The following is a 16,513-nucleotide window of genomic DNA, read 5'->3' on the forward strand; positions in this document are numbered from 1 at the left end:
GCGGACCATGGCAGCCCACCCGACCGAGCCGGCATGAGCGGGCCGGCGTGACCGCGGACGAACCGCCGCCGCCGCGGCACGGCCGGCCGCGTGAGGACGGCGCGCCGCGGCACGGCCGGCCGCGCGAGGAGTCGGCTGCGCCGCGCGGCCGGCCGCGCAAGGAGGAGGCGGTGCGGCGCGGCCGGCCGCGTGAGGACGAGGCGGTGCGGCGTGGGCGGCCGCGCAAGGACGAGGCCACCCTGACCGAACGTGTCGTGCTCGACGCCGGCCTGCGCCTGATGGCGGCCGACGGCCTGGATGCGGTCACCATGCGCCGGCTCGCGGCCGAGCTCGGGGTGCGCGCCGCTTCGCTCTACCGGTACGTGCGGAACAAGGACGAACTGCTCGACGCGCTCGCCGACGAACTGTTCGCCGACCTCGACCTGACCCGGTACGTCCGGGACGACTGGCGAGCCGCGCTGACCGCGATGGCCGGCGCGCTGCGCCGGCACCTGCTCGCCCGGCGGGACTCCGCGCGGCTGATCGCCGGCCGGTTCACCACCGGCCCGAACGGGTTGCGCAACATCGAGGCGTTGCTGGCCGTGCTGCGGGCCGCCGGCCTGCCCGACCGCGACGCCGCGTTCACCGCGTACGCCTGGGTCACCGCGCTGTTCGGTTTCGTCGCGGCGGAGCAGAACCGGCTGTCCGCCGAGGTCGCCGCCGGGACGGCGCCCCGCGAGTACCTGGACGGGCTGGCCGGCCGGCTGCGCGCGATGCCGCCGGAGCGCTACCCGAACGTGGTCGCGCTCGCCGGTGATCTGACCGCCCCGGACCTCGCCGCCCGCTTCGACTTCGCGATGGACCGCTTCCTCGCCGGTATCGCCGTCCTCGTCCCCGCCGACCCACCCGTTGATCATGGCGTTATCGGGGCGGAAAACGCTCTCCGAGGTAGATAACACCATGATCGACCGGGGGTGAGCGGCGGCGTGGGCGACCCGGCCGGGTTGTCGGTGGGCCGGCGTAGGCTTGCGGCACAACCCCTGGGCCTGCGATCCCGGGGGGCTTTCTGCGTGCCTGCGCCCTGGAGTTGACTCACACATGAAACTCGCCGGCCTGCTCTCCGCTGCCCTCGCCGACCCGGCCCTCGCCCGCGCCCGCGACACCGCCCGGGACGGCGGCCCGGCCGCGCAGCGGCTGGACCTGACCGCGCCGCCGGCGCTGCGGCCGTTCGTGGTCGCCGCGGTCGCCGCGGACGCGGCGACCGGCGCCGGCCGGCCGGTGCTCGCGGTCACCGCCACCGAGCGGGAGGCCGACGACCTGGCCGAGGCGCTGCGCTCGCTGCTGCCGCCGGACGAGGTCGTGTCGTACCCCGCCTGGGAGACGCTGCCGCACGAGCGCCTGTCGCCCCGGTCGGACACCGTGGCCCGCCGGCTGTCGATCCTGCGCCGGTTGGCCCATCCGGTTGCCGGCGAGCCGGCGCAGGGGCCGATCCGGGTCGTCTGCTCGGCGGTGCGCAGCGTGCTGCAGCCGCAGCTGCGCGGGCTCGGTGACCTCGCCCCGGTGCGCCTCGCCGCCGGCGACACCGCCGACCTGGAGGAGGTCGCGCGGCGACTGACCGACCTCGCGTACAGCCGGGTCGACATGGTCGGCGGGCGCGGCGAGTTCGCGGTCCGCGGCGGCATCCTCGACGTGTTCCCGCCGACCGAGGAGCACCCGCTGCGGGTCGAGTTCTGGGGCGACGAGGTCGACGAGATCCGCCCGTTCGCGGTGGCCGACCAGCGCTCGTTCGAGCCGTCCGGCGACAAGCCGGTGATGATCGCGCCGCCGTGCCGGGAGCTGCTGCTGACCCCGCAGGTACGGGACCGGGCCGCGGTGCTGGCCGCCGACCACCCGGGCCTGGCGGAGATGTGCGAGAAGCTCGCCGAGGGCATCCCGGTGGAGGGCATGGAGTCGCTGACCCCGGCGCTGGTCGGCGGCGACAACCTGGAACTGCTGGTCGACGGCATGCCCACCGGTACGGTCGTGCTGGCCTGCGACCCGGAGCGGATCCGGTCCCGGGCGCACGACCTGGTGTCCACCTCGGCCGAGTTCCTGGCCGCCAGCTGGGCCGCCGCGGCGGCCGGCGGCGCGGAGCCGATCGACCTGGGCGCGGCGGCGTTCCACAGCCTGGCCGACGTGCGCGGGCACGCCGACGAGCTGGGTATGCCGTGGTGGAGCCTGAGCCCGTTCGGCACCGTTGAGGCGGAGACCGCGCCGTCCTCGATCGAGGCCGAACTCGCCGAGATCGATCCGGAACTGGCGTCCACCGTGGACGACGTGGTGCCGGACGACGCGGTCGCGCTCGGCGCCCAGCCGGCCCCGCTGTACCACGGGGACGGTGCCGCGTTGCTCGGTGACGTGCGCCGCTGGGTCGCCGACGGGTACGCGGTGGCGCTGGTCTTCGAGGGCCACGGCCCGGCGCAGCGCACCGTCGAGCTGCTGCACGAGGCGGACCAGGGTGCGGTGCTGGTCGACGCGATCGCCGACCCGCCGAAGCCGCAGTCGATCCTGGTCGGCTGCGGCGGGCTGGACCGCGGATTCGTCGACGAGACGGGCCGCATCGTGGTCGTCACCGGCAACGACATCACCGGCGGCAAGGGCGCGTCCACCAAGGACATGCGCCGGATGCCGAGCCGCCGGCGGAAGAACGCGATCGACCCGCTGGAGCTCAAACCCGGCGACTACGTGGTGCACGAGCAGCACGGCATCGCGAAGTACCTGGACATGGTGCGCCGCACCATCAACGGCGCCGAGCGCGAATATCTGGTGCTGGAGTACGCGCCGAGCAAGCGCAACCAGCCCGGCGACCAGCTGTTCGTGCCGACCGACCAGCTCGACCAGCTCACTCGCTACGTCGGTGGCGAGCACCCGACGCTGTCCAAGATGGGCGGTGCCGACTGGCAGAAGACCAAGTCCCGGGCGCGCAAGGCGGTCAAGGAGATCGCCGCCGAGCTGATCCGGCTGTACGCGGCGCGGCAGAACTCGCCGGGGCACGCGTTCGGCCCGGACACCCCGTGGCAGCGCGAGCTGGAGGACGCGTTCCCGTTCCAGGAGACGCCGGACCAGCTGGAGGCCATCGACGAGGTCAAGGCCGACATGCGCAAGCAGTACCCGATGGACCGGCTGATCTGCGGCGACGTCGGGTACGGCAAGACCGAGATCGCGGTGCGGGCCGCGTTCAAGGCGGTGCAGGACGGCAAGCAGGTCGCGGTGCTGGTGCCGACCACGCTGCTGGCCCAGCAGCACTACAACACGTTCACCGAGCGGATGGCGCAGTTCCCGGTGAACATCCGCACGCTGTCCCGGTTCAACACGGCGACGGAGACCGAGCAGACGCTCACCGGAATCGCCGACGGCAGCGCCGACATCGTCCTCGGTACGCACCGCCTGCTGTCCTCGCAGACCCGGTTCAAGCAGCTCGGGCTGGTGATCGTGGACGAGGAGCAGCGGTTCGGCGTCGAGCACAAGGAGTACCTCAAGCAGCTGCGCACCCACGTCGACGTGCTGACGATGTCCGCGACGCCGATCCCGCGCACCCTCGAGATGGCGGTGACCGGCATCCGCGAGATGTCGGTGATCGCCACCCCGCCGGAGGAGCGGCACCCGGTGCTCACCTTCGTCGGGGCGTACGCGGACAAGCAGGTCGCCGCCGCGGTTCGGCGTGAGCTGCTGCGCGACGGCCAGGTGTTCTACCTGCACAACCGGGTCGAGTCGATCGAGAAGGCGGCCCGCCGGATCCGGGAACTGGTGCCCGAGGCGCGGGTCGCGGTGGCGCACGGGCAGATGGGCGAGGAACGCCTGGAAAAGATCATGCTCGACTTCTGGAACCGCGAGATCGACGTGCTGGTCTGCACCACGATCGTCGAGTCGGGCATCGACATCCCGAACGCGAACACGCTGATCGTGGAGCGCGCCGACATCCTCGGCCTGTCCCAGCTGCACCAGATCCGTGGCCGGGTCGGTCGCGGCCGGGAGCGCGCCTACGCCTACTTCCTCTATCCGGGGGAGAAGCCGCTGACCGAGCAGGCGCACGAGCGGCTGGCGACGATCGCGCAGCACACCGAGCTGGGCGCCGGCATGTTCGTGGCGATGAAGGACCTGGAGATCCGGGGCGCCGGCAACCTGCTGGGCGGCCAGCAGTCCGGGCACATCGAGGGCGTCGGCTTCGACCTGTACGTGCGGATGGTCGGCGAGGCGGTCCAGGCGTTCAAGGGCGAGGCGCCGGAGGAACTGGCTGAGGTGAAGGTCGACCTGCCGGTCGACGCGCACCTGCCGCACGACTACATCTCGGTCGAGCGGCTACGCCTGGAGATGTACCGCAAGCTCGCCGAGGTCCGCGACGAGGCGGCGCTGGACGAGGTCCGCGCCGAGCTGTCCGACCGGTACGGGGAGATCCCGACCCCGGTGGAGAACCTCATCCAGGTGGCGCACTTCCGGCTGCTCGCCCGGCGATACGGGCTGACCGACGTGTCGTTGCAGGGCCGGCACATCCGGTTCACCCCGATGCCGCTGCCCGACTCGAAGCAGCTGCGGCTCAAGCGGTTCTACCCGGACGCCAGCTACAAGTCCACTGTGGACACTGTCAGTGTGAACCGGCCGTCGACCCGCCGGGTCGGCGGCGAACCGATGCGGGACCTGCCGCTGCTCAACTGGTGCGCCGAGCTGATCACCACCATCCTGGACGCCCCGGCACCGGCGAAGACGAGCTGATCGCCCGTGGTGGCGCCGGCCCGCCCGGTGCCACCACGGGCGCCGGGCCTTCGCGGTGCCACCCCGGGCGCCAGCCGCCCCGGCGTACCGGATCGGCTCGGTGCACGGGAACGCCCGGGTGCTACGCCGACGGCGGTACGCGCGGTGTCACCGCCGGGCGGATGCGGTGGGGCTGCCACGGTGCTGTGCTGGACGAGTCCGATCCCACCGCACCGGGGAGCCCATGATGAGTTCGACGCGACTGGTCGCGGCGCTGATGGTGGTCGAGGCGGTCACCTTCGGGGTCGCCGGATACTTGCACCTGAACGGCCGGATCCCGCTCGGGTTCGCGACCGTGCCCGGCGAGTGGCTGCCGCCGGCGACGGTCGCCGAGTCGCTGATCGGCGCGATGCTGCTGGCCGCCGCGGTCCTGACGTTGCTGCGGGTGCCCGGCTCCGGCCCGTTCGCGCTGGGGGCGCTCGGCTTCGGCATCGTCGGCGTGATCGTGGGGCTCAGCATCACCGCCAGCGGCGGCCGTACCGCCGACATCGCGTACCACGTGGCGATTCTGGCGGCGCTGATCGGCACCCTCGCGCTGCGGCTGATCGGCACCCGCCACCCCCGCCCGGTCTCGACCGGTGCCTGACCGGACGGGGGAACGCGGTCAGTGCGGGAGCGTGTCGGTCCACTCGCCGGTGACGGTCGCCGTGTGGCCGGCCGGCAGCCACAGCTCGCCGCCGTCGGTGGTGACGACGAAGTTCGTCCCCCGCACCCGGCCGGTGCCGGTGTCAACGACCAGCCGCGCGGTGTGCTCGCCGACCGGGATCGAGATCGCCCGGCCGCCGTCGGCCGGGCCGAGGTCGCGCACCCCCGGGAGGGTCGCCAGGACCCGGAACGCCGCCGCGCGGACCCGCTCCGGCGCCGGCAGCTGCGACACCAGGCTGGCCAGCGAGTCGACGACCAGTTCGCTGCGCTGCGCCTTGCTGAGCTTCCCGCCGCTGGTGCGCACCGAACCGTCCGCGGAGTTCTTCTCGACGGCGTTGGTGATCCAGGCCCGGAGCGCGGTCGGGTCCTGCGGCAGGGACCGCAGCTGCCCCTCGCTGATCGCGACGCCGGCCAGCCGCAGCGGTGGCGCCCCGGGCATTTCCCGGACGTCGCCGTTCGTCTTGGCACCGCGTACCCAGAGCTGGCCGTCCCGGCTGCGCCAGCTCTCGCCGGCCGCGCCGCCGTCGGAGAACGTCATCTTCAGGTGCCAGTACCGGCCGGAGCCGTCCGTGGTGTCCTCCGCGGTCGTGGCGGCGGCGAGCAGCACGTTCTGCCCGCCGGACACCGTACTGGTCGACGCCGCCCGCGGCCCGCCCGCGGAGTGGCCGCCGGGCGGCGTGGACTGCCCGGCGGTGACGGCGACGACGGCGCCGGCGGCGACCATCGCGGTGGCCCCGACCCCCACCGCCCAGCGACCGGTGCGGCGGACCCGGCGCGGGCCGCTCAGCGCGGCGTTCTGCAGCCGGTGTCGCCCTTCGTCCACCACCTGGGTGGTCGGTTCCGGCGTGTCCAGCAGGGTGGTGACTGCCTGCAGGTCCTCATCCATGGCGGGTCTCCTGGTTCAGTGCGGAACGAAGTTTGGTACGGGCCCTGCTGAGCCGGGATCCGGCCGTGCCGGGGGCGATGCCGAGCGCCTCGCCGGCCTCGCCGTAGCTGAGCTGGCCGAGCGTCACGAGCAGCAGCACATCGCGCTCGCCGGCCGACAGCGACCGCAACGCGCGGGCCAGCTGCGGGCGCCGCAACTGCGCCGCGGCGACGTCGACGGCCCGGTCCTCCGGCCCCTCGGCAACCGACTCGGCCGGCGTCCGGGCCAGCGCCCGGTACCGGCGGGCCTCGACCCGCCGGTGCTGCCGGACCACGTTCGTGGCGATGCCGAACAGCCACGGCCGCAGCTCGCCGCGGGCCGGGTCGAACCGGTCCCGCTTGGCGTACGCGACGAGGAACGTCTCGGCGGCGAGGTCGTCCGCGTGTTGCGACCCCAGCCGGCCGGCGATGTAGCGGTAGATGACCCGGAAGTACCGGTCGTACACGGCGGCGAACTGGGCCGGGTCGTCCCGCAGCCGGGCGGCGAGTTCCACGTCGCTGGACGTGTCCGCCGCACCGACGGTCATGTCACTGCCTCGGTCATACGGTGTCCCCTTCTCGAAGTCGGTGCTGACACCAGGACTCCGCCGCAACTCCGCATCCTCTTCCCGCCGGCTGCGCGCCGCGGCACCGGCGCCGCGGCGAGCCCGTCCGGGGAGGGGCCGGATCAGGGCACCGGGAGCGGTTCGCCGTCCCGCTCGGCGGCGCTCGCCGGCGCCGCCTCCGACTCGGCGAGGCCGACGCGTTCGTGCAGCCAGCGCAGCGGCCCCGGAGCCCACCAGTTGGCCGCGCCGAGCAGCCGCATGAACGCCGGTACCAGCACGCCGCGCACCAGCGTGGCATCCACCAGTACCGCCAGGGCCAGCCCGATGCCGAGCATCTTGAGCATCGCCACCTGCGAGGTACCGAACGCGACCAGGACCAGCGCGATCAGCAGCGCCGCCGCGGTGATCAGTCGGCCGGTGCGTTGCAGCCCGGTACCGACGGCGGCGGTGTTGTCGCCGGTGCGCAGGTACTGCTCGCGGATCCGGGAGAGCAGGAACACCTCGTAGTCCATGGACAGCCCGAACGCGATGCAGAACATCAGCACCGGCACCGTCATGTCCAGGTAGCCGGTGGTGATCGGATGCCCGACCAGCGCGCCGAGGTGCCCGTCCTGGAACACGAACACCATCGCGCCGAACGTCGCGGTCAGGCTCAGGATGTTCAGCACGATCGCCTTCACCGGTAGCACCACGCTGCCGGTGAACAGGAACAGCAGTACCAGCGTGGCGATCGCGACGATGGCGCCGGCCGCGGGCAGCCGGGACATCAGCGCGTGCGTGCTGTCGTACTGGTAGGCCGCCTTGCCGCCGACGATCGTGTCGTGCCCGGGGGAGTGCGTGCCGCGCACGTCGGCGACCAGCTGCTGGGCCGCGTCGCTCTGCGGGCTGCGGGTACCGACGACGGTCAGCCACGCGTCGCTCCCGCTGCGGTACCGGGCGTCCGCCGCGGTCGGCGGCGCGACCCGCCGCCCGTGCACGTACCTGCCGGTCGCGGTGTCCACCCGAGCCACGTGGTCCAAGGCGGACAGCCGGCGCGCGTAGCCGGGCAGCGCGGACTCGGCCACGTCCCGGGTGACCACCTGCACCGACCGGTCACCGGAGCGGTCGAAATCGTCGCGCAGCTGCTGCGAGGCCTGCTGCACCGCGGCGCTCGCCGGCAGCTGCCGGTCGTCCACCAGCCCGAACGAGATGTGCCAGAACGGGCTGCCGAGCACCGCGAGGATCACGATCACGCCGAGCCCGAACGGCACCGGCCGGCGCATCACCCGTACCGCCAGCGCGTGCCAGAATCCGGTGTCGCCGGTCACCGCCGGCTTCGCACCGTCGTCACCCGCGGTTTCGGTACCGGTGGCTCCGTCGGCAGGCGGGCTCGCCCGGCGGCGCGAGCGGCGCCAGCGGGCGAGCACGTCGAGCCTGTTCACCCGGGTACCGAGCAGGGCGAGCAGCGCGGGCAGCACCAGCAGCGCGCCGGCCGCGGCGAGCACCACCACCGAGACCCCGCCGTACGCGAACGACTTCAGGAAGTCCAGCGGGAACACGGCGAGCGCGGCCATCGCGAGCGCCACCGTGACGGCGGAAAACAGTACGGTGCGGCCGGCCGTGTGCATCGTCGCCGAGATCGCGGCCCGAACCGTCGCGCGATCGCCCCGGTTGCCCCGTTGTGCCAGCTCCTCCCGGAACCGGGTCAGGATGAACAGGCTGTAGTCGATCGCCAGGCCCAGCCCGAGCGCCGTGGTCAGGTTCAGCGCGTACGTGGACACCGACGTGACGTGCGTCAGCAGCTCCAGCACCAGCATCGTCGTCACGATCGACAGCCCACCGATCAGCAACGGCAGCACCGCCGCCACCACGCTGCCGAACACCAGGATCAGCAGAACCGCGGTGATCGGCGTGGCGATCGCCTCGGAGATCTTCAGGTCGTGCTGGGTCTGCTTGTTCAGCTCCGAGTAGACCTGCGCGGCCCCGGCGAACTCCAGGTGCAGCCCGCCGGCGTGCTCGGTCAGCTGCGGCGTCAGCCGCTGCGCCGCGTTCATGTAGGTGTCCTCGTCACCGGACAGCCGCAGCGTGATCAGCGCCCGGGTACCGTCCTTCGACCGCAGGCTCGCCGGGTGCCCGGACGTCCAGTACGACTGCATCGCGGCGACACCGTCGGCGTGCTGCGCCCACCGGGCCAACCGGGTCGCCGGCCCCGCCACCGTCGGATCGTCCGGCTTCCCGTCGCCGCGGACCAGCACGATCAGGTTCGCGTCACCGGCCTGGAAGTCGTCCGCGAGCGCGCTGGACACGCGCGCCGACTCCGAGTGCGCGTCGGTGAAGCCGCCACCGGACAGCTTGTCGGCCACGCCGCCGCCGAACACGCCCGCCAGCGCCGCCGCCAGTACCGCCACCACCAGCACCGTCACCCGGTGCCGGGCAAGCACCTCACCCAACCTGGAAAGCGCCATGCCCCCACGGTCGGCCCGAACCAGCCGGAACGCCTTGTACGTTTCCGCTGACCGTGCTGGTGGCCTCGGTCACGCTCGCCCGGAACCCGGTGGCGGGCACGCCGGCACGCCGGGAGTCCGGTGGCCTCGGTCACGCCGGCCCGCCCGGAGCACAGTGCTCTTATCACCTCCTTTGCTCTGCGCACTGACATGCACCACCCGTGTTGCACAGGAGTGTCCAGAGCCGGCTCTGCGCACCTGAGCGCACCGCTTCGTGGTGCATGTCAGTGGCCAGAGCAAAGGGAGCGAACAACGGAGGGTCCCTGCCGGGGTCGAGCGCCCGGATCAGACCCAGCTGAGGTTGCTGATCAGGCGGGACGGGTTGATGCCGAACACGCTGCGGCAGACCCGGTTCATGTGTGCCGAGTCGGTGAAGCCGGCGGCGTGCGCGGCGGCGGTCAGCGTCGCGCCTTCGCGCAGCACCTCGACCACCTTCTGCAGCCGGGCCCATCGCACGTACGCCCGGTACGGCAGCCCCAGCTCGACCGCGAACAGGTGGCCGAGCCGGCTCGCCGACAACCCGACCGCCGCGGCCAGGTCCTGCAGTTCCACCCCGGCCGCCAGCCGCTCCGGGATCAGCTCGGCCGCCCGTCGTACCGCCGGGTGCACGCTCGGCGCCGGCCCCTGGTCGGAGGCAGCCAGCTCGCGCACGACCTCGGCGACCAGCGCCGCCCCGGCCGGGTCGTCCGGCTCCGGCGGCCGGACCAGCTTCGCCGCGGGTGCCGCCGCGTCCACCCAGGCCTGCGGTCGGTGCCGGTCGGCGCCGATCCGGGCCATCAACCGCTGCCCCTCCGGACGCTCCGGGTCGAGCACGGCGAGCACCGCCCGGGTGTCGTCCGGCCTGCCGTCCGGTCGCATCGGCTTGGCGTGCGACTCGCCCGGCGGCAGTACGGCGGCGTTCGGGCCACCGGGCCGCAGCTCGACGGTGTGACCGGCCTCGTCGGTAAGCTCGGCCACACCCTCAGTGACGAGGATCAGGCCGATCGCGATCGACGAGTGCAGCGGAATGTCGCTTACCGTGCCGTAATAGGTGAGTTGTCCCGGGTCCAGGTGGACGGCGCCGGCCCATGCCATGCACCGATTCCACCATCCGCGCACTGCGCGTCGTACCCCGGTGCTCCGCCGGGCCGGCCGACGCGACAGACTGGCTACCGTGACCGAGCATTCTCGTACCCTTCGGGCCGGTCGATCCCGCCGCTCCGGCCGGCGCGGCCTCACTCGGCGCGGTGCCGTCCGGCTGGCCGCCGTGTTCGCCGCCTCCGCCGCGGTCGTCGCCGGCGCCACCGCCTGCAACGTGCAGCCGGGTGCCGCGGCGTTCATCGACGGCAACCGGATCACCCAGGCCCAGGTCGACGACGTGTTCCAGTCGATCATCGACGCCCCGGCCTACCAGAGCGTGCAGCAGGCGCCGGACGGCAGCCGGCAGCAGACCATCGCCAACATGCGGACCAGCGCCGCCGGTGCCCTGATCATGCATCAGTTGACGCAGCGGGTCGCCGCGGACGAGCACATCGAGATCCCGCCGGCCAACTACGCCGCGCTCGCGCGGCAGACCAAGCTGCCCGAGAGCAGCAAGTACGTCCGGTTGGAGGCCGAGAACCAGGCGGCGATCAACACGTTGCGCAACGCTGCCTGGAACACCGCGCCGGACGACCAGGCGGTCCGCGAGATCTACGACTCGCTGGCCACCCAGGCCAACCAGAACCAGCTCAGCATCGTGCCGTACGAGAAGGCGGCGCCCGAGATCAAGAAGACGCCGAAGGTCGGGCAGACCGCGGCGTTGCGCGGCACCTTCCAGGGCGCGATCAAGAAGTACCACGTGGACGTCAGCCCGCGGTACGGCCAGCTCGAGTACCCGCTGGACGCGTTCACCGTGCAGACCCAGCGGGGCCCGCTGTCCGGGCAGCTGCAGTTGCAGCTCGGCGAGGGTTCGCCGGACGTCGTGCACGTGGTCAGCACCAACGGCTTCACCGGCTGATCCGATGGGGCGGCCGGCGCGCATCGTGCTGCTGCACACCTCGCCGCGGCTGCCGGCCGGGCTGCTGACCGCACGGGCCTGGCGACTGCTGTCCGACGCGACGGTGTACGCCGGCGCCGAGACGCCGCAGGCCGCGGCGATCCGCGCCGCCGGAACCGACGTGACGGTGCTGGCCGGACCGGCGTCCGCGCAGGCCGACGCGCTGCTCGCGGTGGACGCCGACACCGTGGTCTGGCTCGCTGGTCCGGACGGGGACGCGCCGCTCGGCCAGGCGCTCGCCGAACGGCTGGTCGCGCACCCCGAGCCCGACCAGCGGCCGGTGCTGGAGGCCGAGTACGGCTCGTTCGACCCTCCGGGCGCGCGGCTGCTCGACGTGGTGGCGGTGATGGACCGGCTGCGTACCAGCTGCCCCTGGGACCGCGAGCAGACGCACGCCTCGCTGGCGCCCTACCTGCTGGAAGAGGCGTACGAGACGATCGACGCGATCGACTCCGGCGAGCGGGCGCACCTGCGCGAGGAACTGGGCGACGTGCTGTTCCAGGTCGCGTTCCACAGCCGGGTCGCCGCCGAGTCGACCGCGGCGGACCGGTTCGACGTCGACGACGTGGCCGGTGAGCTGGTCGAGAAGCTGGTCCGCCGGCACCCGCACGTGTTCGCCGACGTCACCGTGAGCGGAGCCGACGAGGTCGTCGCGAACTGGGACGAGATCAAGCGCGCCGAGAAGTCCCGCGACTCGTCCGTCGACGGGGTACCGCTCGCCCAACCGGCGCTGCAACTCGCCGCCAAGCTGCAGTCCCGGGCCGAACGGGCCGGCGTCGAGGCCGCGCTGCCGCCCGCCGCCGACCCGGACGGCGAACTCGGCCGCCAGCTGTTCGAGCTGGTCCGCCGGTCTCGGGCGGATGGCCTGGACGCCGAGGCGGCGCTGCGCCGCGCCGCGCTGCGCTACGCCGCCGCCGTACGCGACGCCGAGGCCGCCGGCCGTGACGCCGAGGCCGCCGGCCGTGACGCCGAGGCCGCCGGCCGCGGCGAGTCGGCCCCCGCGGCCGCCGAGACCGCCGGCCCCGGCGAGCGCGCTGCGGCGGCCGGCGAACCCGCCGGTACCACCGACGCTGGGCCCGGCGGTACTACCGATTCGGGGTCCGGGGGACGCGACACGCCCCCTGATCCCGTGTGCCGACCCGGCCACGGGATAACTTGTGATCTCCTGGGTAGGTACACCGGGTACCAACCGCACCGCAACCGGACCGCGCGGGCCGGGGGCGAGCGGTCCGGCAACCAGATGGGGGCGGCGGCGATGCGACACCGGCGGGCGTTGCGCACCTCGGTGGCCCGCCCGGCCCATCTCGCACCGCGGAGGCGGCATGACTGACGAACCGGTAGACCCGCCCGTCGACGAGCGTGACCTCGCCGACCGCCTGCACGGTACCGCCGCGCCCCGTCCGGACGAGCCGTCGGACGGCCCGGCCGGGGGACCGCTCGCCCGCGCCGGCGAGCTGATCCGGCAGCGCCCGGTGGTCCTGGTGGCCGCCGTCGCTGCCGGTTTCGTCCTCGGCCGGCTGGTGAAGCGCATCGCGCGGTCCCGCGGCTAGCCCATCCACGAAGCATCCGGGAGCATCCATGACGGTGACGCAGCCCCAGGCCGAACCGGTCCACCGGGCCGGGGCCCCCGACGAGGATCGACCGATCGGCGTCATCCTCACCGACATCAAGGGCGACCTCGGTCGGCTGGTGGGCGAGCAGCTCGCGATCGCCAAGGCCGAGATGAGGCAGGAAGGCGTCAAGGCCGGCATCGGCGGTGGCCTGATCGCCGCCGCCCTGCTCGGCGGCTTCATGATGCTGCTGTTCGGCAGCCTCGCCGCGGTGTACGGGCTGGGCCACCTGCTGGGCAACGGGTGGGCGGCGCTCATCGTCGCCGGTGTCTGGCTGCTGTTCGCGCTGTTCACCGGGCTGATCGCGAGGTCGGTACTGAAGCGGCTGAACGGGCCACAGCTCACCATCGCCACTCTCAAGGAGAACCTGGAATGGGCGCGCAGCCTGAAAAAGTGACCCCGGAGCAGATCCGGGAACGGATGGCCGACACCCGCGCCGCGCTGTCCGCGAACGTGCACGCGTTCCGGGATCGTGCCACCCCGCGTGCCCTCGCCCAGGACCTGCTGCACCGGCGTCGCGGGGGCCGATCCCCTTTACCGGCCGGCTCGGCCGGCGCGGGCGAGCAGAGCGACTCCGCCGGGACCGAGCAGGCGCCGAACCCGGTGCGGATCGTGGCCGGCCTGGTGGGCCGCCAGCTGGCGGAACGCCCGCTGCTGTGCGCCGCGGCGGCGCTGGCGGTCGGCGTGGCGGTGGCGGTGCTGGTACCGGGGCCGCGGCGGAAGTGAGCGCCGAGGGCGAGTCCGGGCCCGTCGCGGCCGGTCGGGGTCTCGCCGGCCGGTTCGACCGGTACCAGCAGAGCCGGCCCGCGCTGGCGCTGCCGCTCGCGGTGCTGAAGAAGTTCGGCCAGGACGCCGCCGGCAACCTCGCCGCGCTCATCGCGTACTACGCGTTCTTCTCGTTCTTCCCGCTGCTGCTGGTGTTCGTCACCGTGCTCGGCTTCGTCCTGGCCGGCAACGCGGCGCTGCAAGACCGGGTCCAGCACACCATCGCGGACCAGTTCCCCGGCCTCGGCCAGCAGATCATGCCGGCCGGTACCACCCTGCACGGCAGCGGCATCGGCCTGGCGATCGGGCTGGTCCTGGCGCTGTGGGCCGGGCTCGCGGTGGCGAACGCCGCGCAGAACGCGTTCAACACGGTCTGGCAGGTGCCGCTGGACGACCGCCCCGGTCTGCCTCGCCGTACCCTGCGCAGTGTCGGGCTGCTCGCCATCCTCGGCGGCAACGTGCTGATCACCACGGCGATCAGCGGGCTGTCCTCGGGCGCCGGCTCGCTCGGCTTCGGCATCGGCCGCGGCGCGCAGCTGCTGCTGCTGCTCGCGTCGCTGGTCATCAACGTCGTACTGTTCACCGTCGCGTTCCGGATCCTGACGGTACGCGACGTCTCCACCCGAGCGGTGCTGCCCGGCGCCGTGCTGTCCGCCGTCGGCTGGCAGCTGCTGCAGTGGCTGGGCGGCTACTACATCGGTACCAAGCTGCACTCCGCGAGCGGCACGTACGGCACGTTCGCCATCGTCATCGGCCTGCTGACCTGGTTCTTCGTCCTCGGCCAGCTGATCCTTATCGCCACCGAACTCAACGTGGTACGCGCCCGCCGGCTCTGGCCGCGCAGCCTCTCCGGGCCGCCCAGCACCGAGGCCGACCGCCGCGCGTACCGCGGGTACGCGGCGATGCAGCGACTCGCCCCGGGTGTCCGGATCGAGGTCCACTTCGACGAGCCGACCGACCGGGAGGGCTGACCGGAGGGCGCCGCGGCCCGACCCGGTACCGCATCATTCGCCATCGGCCGCCGCGCCACTTCGCCGTCCGTCGACGACGCCGGTACGGTCAAGGTATGTCGATCGACTTCCCGACGTTGGCCGAGCGGATCGTGACGGCGATGTTGGATCCGCTGACGGCGCACTATGCCGGCGCGCACGTGGCGGACGACGAGCTGATGGACTTCTCCCCGAGCGCGGTCACCGACCAGGTCGCGACCCTCCGGGACGCGTCCCATGCACTGTCCGAAGTGGACAGTGAGGAGCTGGAGGCGGAGGAGCAGGTCGACCACGCCATGCTCAGCGCCGTGGTGGACGCCCGGCTGTTCGCGCTGACCGAGATCGCCGAGCACCGGTGGAACCCGCTGCTGCACAACCCCGGGCCGCTGCTCGACGTGCTGATCTCCCGCGACTTCGCGCCCGCGGAGGAGCGGCTGGTGCACCTGGTGAACCGGCTCGCCGCGCTGCCGGACGCGCTCGCCACCGCCCGCGCGGTGCTCGACGACTGCCCGCAGCTGCACGTGCGTACCGCGATCGACCAGTTCGCCGGCGTCGCCGGGCTGATCCGTGGCCGGGTCGACGAGCTGGCCGCCGCGGTACCGTCGGCCCGCGACCGGGTCGAGCAGACCCGGTCCGGCGCGCTCGCCGCGCTCGCCGAGTTCGACTCCTGGCTGCGCGCCCGTGCCGAGATCCCGGGCCGCAGCCCGCGGCTCGGCCGGCGGCACTGGGAGGCCAAGCTCTGGCACACCCTGGACACCCCGCTCACCGCCGCCGAACTCGACCGCCGCGCCTGGTCGAACCTGTCGCAGAGCGCCGACCAGCTCCGCGAGGTGGCCGCCCGCATCGTCGGCGGCAAGCCCACCGACGACGCGGTCCGGCAGGCCCTCGCGATGGCCGCCGACCGGCGCCCCGACCCGGCCGACATCGTCGCGGCCGCCCGCGCCGACTTCGTCGAGGCCACCTCGTTCGTCGAACAGTTCGAGCTGGTGTCCACGCTGCCCGACGAGCCGTGCCGGATCGCCGAGATGCCCGAGTACGAGCGGGGCGTCGCCGCCGCCTACTGCGACGCGCCGGGCCCGATGGAACGCCCCGGCCTGCCCACCCTGCTCGCCATCTCGCCGCCGCCGGCCGACTGGTCCGCTGAACGGATCACCTCGTTCTACCGCGAGTACAACAACGACATGCTGCGCAACCTGATCGTGCACGAGGGCATGCCCGGCCACTACCTGCAGCTCGCGCACGCCCGCCGGTTCGGTGGCGCCACCCCGGTGCGCGCCGTCTTCACCTCCGGCACCTTCGTCGAGGGCTGGGCGGTGTACGCGGAGCGGATGCTCGCCGAGCACGGCTTCGGCGGCCCGCAGGTGCGGCTGCAGCAGCTCAAGATGCAACTGCGCAGCACTCTCAACACGATCCTGGACCAGGCGGTGCACTGTGACGGGCTGGCCGAGTCCGAGGCGCTGGCGTTGCTGACCACGCACGGCTTCCAGGAGGAGGGCGAGGCGGCCGGCAAGTGGCAGCGCGCGCTGCTCACCTCGACCCAGCTCTCCACGTACTTCGTGGGCTACACCGAGGTGTCCGACATCGCCGCCGCCCGTCCCGCCGACACGGACCTACGCGGCTGGCACGACGAGATGCTCGCGCACGGCTCCCCGTCGCCCCGCCACCTCCGCGACCTCCTCACCCGCGGCGTCCCCGGCTGACCCCAAACGACCCGCCGCCCCTTGTGAGGGCAGGCGGGCCGCCAAAGCACTGGACACCGTTGGCCAGG

The 16,513-nt window shown here is 73.2% G+C and carries 14 protein-coding genes; 10 read left to right on the plus strand and 4 right to left on the minus strand.

Annotation, left to right across the window (positions count from 1 at the left end; translation table 11 throughout):
• Window positions 1-47 precede the first annotated feature (47 nt).
• The 3 genes from Athai_RS02450 (at window position 48) to Athai_RS02460 (ending at window position 5,353) form a co-directional block, all read left to right on the plus strand.
• Entirely contained in the window at window positions 48-935 is an 888-nt protein-coding gene (locus tag Athai_RS02450) for a TetR/AcrR family transcriptional regulator (RefSeq protein ID WP_203959952.1), read from the plus strand.
• 142 nt (window positions 936-1,077) lie between these two features.
• A complete protein-coding gene (gene mfd / locus Athai_RS02455; RefSeq protein WP_203959953.1) occupies window positions 1,078-4,728 on the plus strand; it encodes a transcription-repair coupling factor in 3,651 nt (1,216 codons plus the stop codon).
• Between the two features lie 226 nt (window positions 4,729-4,954).
• Window positions 4,955-5,353 (plus strand): hypothetical protein, encoded by a 399-nt coding sequence (locus Athai_RS02460; RefSeq protein WP_203959954.1) that lies wholly within the window; start codon window positions 4,955-4,957, stop codon window positions 5,351-5,353.
• 18 nt (window positions 5,354-5,371) lie between these two features.
• Here Athai_RS02460 and Athai_RS02465 read toward each other — a convergent pair whose 3' ends face one another.
• From Athai_RS02465 to Athai_RS02480, 4 genes are all read right to left on the minus strand, one after another.
• Window positions 5,372-6,298, minus strand: coding sequence for a CU044_5270 family protein (locus tag Athai_RS02465; protein ID WP_203959955.1), 927 nt, complete (start codon window positions 6,296-6,298; stop codon window positions 5,372-5,374).
• Window positions 6,291-6,863, minus strand: a complete 573-nt coding sequence (locus tag Athai_RS02470) for an RNA polymerase sigma factor (RefSeq protein WP_203965285.1) — start codon at window positions 6,861-6,863, stop codon at window positions 6,291-6,293. Before Athai_RS02470 ends, Athai_RS02465 begins: the two co-directional genes overlap by 8 nt.
• Before the next feature lie 140 nt (window positions 6,864-7,003).
• Window positions 7,004-9,325 (minus strand): MMPL family transporter, encoded by a 2,322-nt coding sequence (locus Athai_RS02475; protein WP_239156670.1) that lies wholly within the window; start codon window positions 9,323-9,325, stop codon window positions 7,004-7,006.
• Between the two features lie 324 nt (window positions 9,326-9,649).
• Window positions 9,650-10,438 carry a helix-turn-helix domain-containing protein gene (locus Athai_RS02480; protein WP_203959956.1) on the minus strand — a complete coding sequence of 263 codons (789 nt, stop codon included), beginning with the start codon at window positions 10,436-10,438 and terminating at the stop codon, window positions 9,650-9,652.
• A 79-nt stretch (window positions 10,439-10,517) separates the two neighbouring features.
• Between Athai_RS02480 and Athai_RS02485 the strand changes: the two genes are divergently transcribed.
• The 7 genes from Athai_RS02485 to Athai_RS02515 all read left to right on the plus strand — a co-directional run bounded on the left by Athai_RS02485 (window position 10,518) and on the right by Athai_RS02515 (window position 16,445).
• Window positions 10,518-11,342 (plus strand): hypothetical protein, encoded by an 825-nt coding sequence (locus tag Athai_RS02485; RefSeq protein WP_203959957.1) that lies wholly within the window; start codon window positions 10,518-10,520, stop codon window positions 11,340-11,342.
• Between the two features lie 4 nt (window positions 11,343-11,346).
• Window positions 11,347-12,711 carry a nucleoside triphosphate pyrophosphohydrolase gene (locus Athai_RS02490; protein ID WP_203959958.1) on the plus strand — a complete coding sequence of 455 codons (1,365 nt, stop codon included), beginning with the start codon at window positions 11,347-11,349 and terminating at the stop codon, window positions 12,709-12,711.
• Entirely contained in the window at window positions 12,704-12,931 is a 228-nt protein-coding gene (locus tag Athai_RS02495; RefSeq protein WP_203959959.1) for a hypothetical protein, read from the plus strand. The genes Athai_RS02490 and Athai_RS02495 overlap by 8 nt, the downstream gene beginning before the upstream one ends.
• Window positions 12,932-12,959: 28 nt before the next feature.
• Complete coding sequence (locus tag Athai_RS02500) at window positions 12,960-13,388, plus strand: phage holin family protein (RefSeq protein WP_203959960.1); 429 nt, start codon at window positions 12,960-12,962, stop codon at window positions 13,386-13,388.
• Entirely contained in the window at window positions 13,385-13,717 is a 333-nt protein-coding gene (locus Athai_RS02505; protein ID WP_203959961.1) for a DUF3618 domain-containing protein, read from the plus strand. The genes Athai_RS02500 and Athai_RS02505 overlap by 4 nt, the downstream gene beginning before the upstream one ends.
• Window positions 13,714-14,727 carry a YihY/virulence factor BrkB family protein gene (locus tag Athai_RS02510; RefSeq protein WP_203959962.1) on the plus strand — a complete coding sequence of 338 codons (1,014 nt, stop codon included), beginning with the start codon at window positions 13,714-13,716 and terminating at the stop codon, window positions 14,725-14,727. Before Athai_RS02505 ends, Athai_RS02510 begins: the two co-directional genes overlap by 4 nt.
• A 95-nt stretch (window positions 14,728-14,822) precedes the next feature.
• Window positions 14,823-16,445, plus strand: coding sequence for a DUF885 domain-containing protein (locus tag Athai_RS02515; RefSeq protein WP_203959963.1), 1,623 nt, complete (start codon window positions 14,823-14,825; stop codon window positions 16,443-16,445).
• The last annotated feature ends 68 nt before the right edge of the window (window positions 16,446-16,513 follow it).

The organism is Actinocatenispora thailandica, from assembly GCF_016865425.1.
Lineage (GTDB): Bacteria > Actinomycetota > Actinomycetes > Mycobacteriales > Micromonosporaceae > Actinocatenispora > Actinocatenispora thailandica.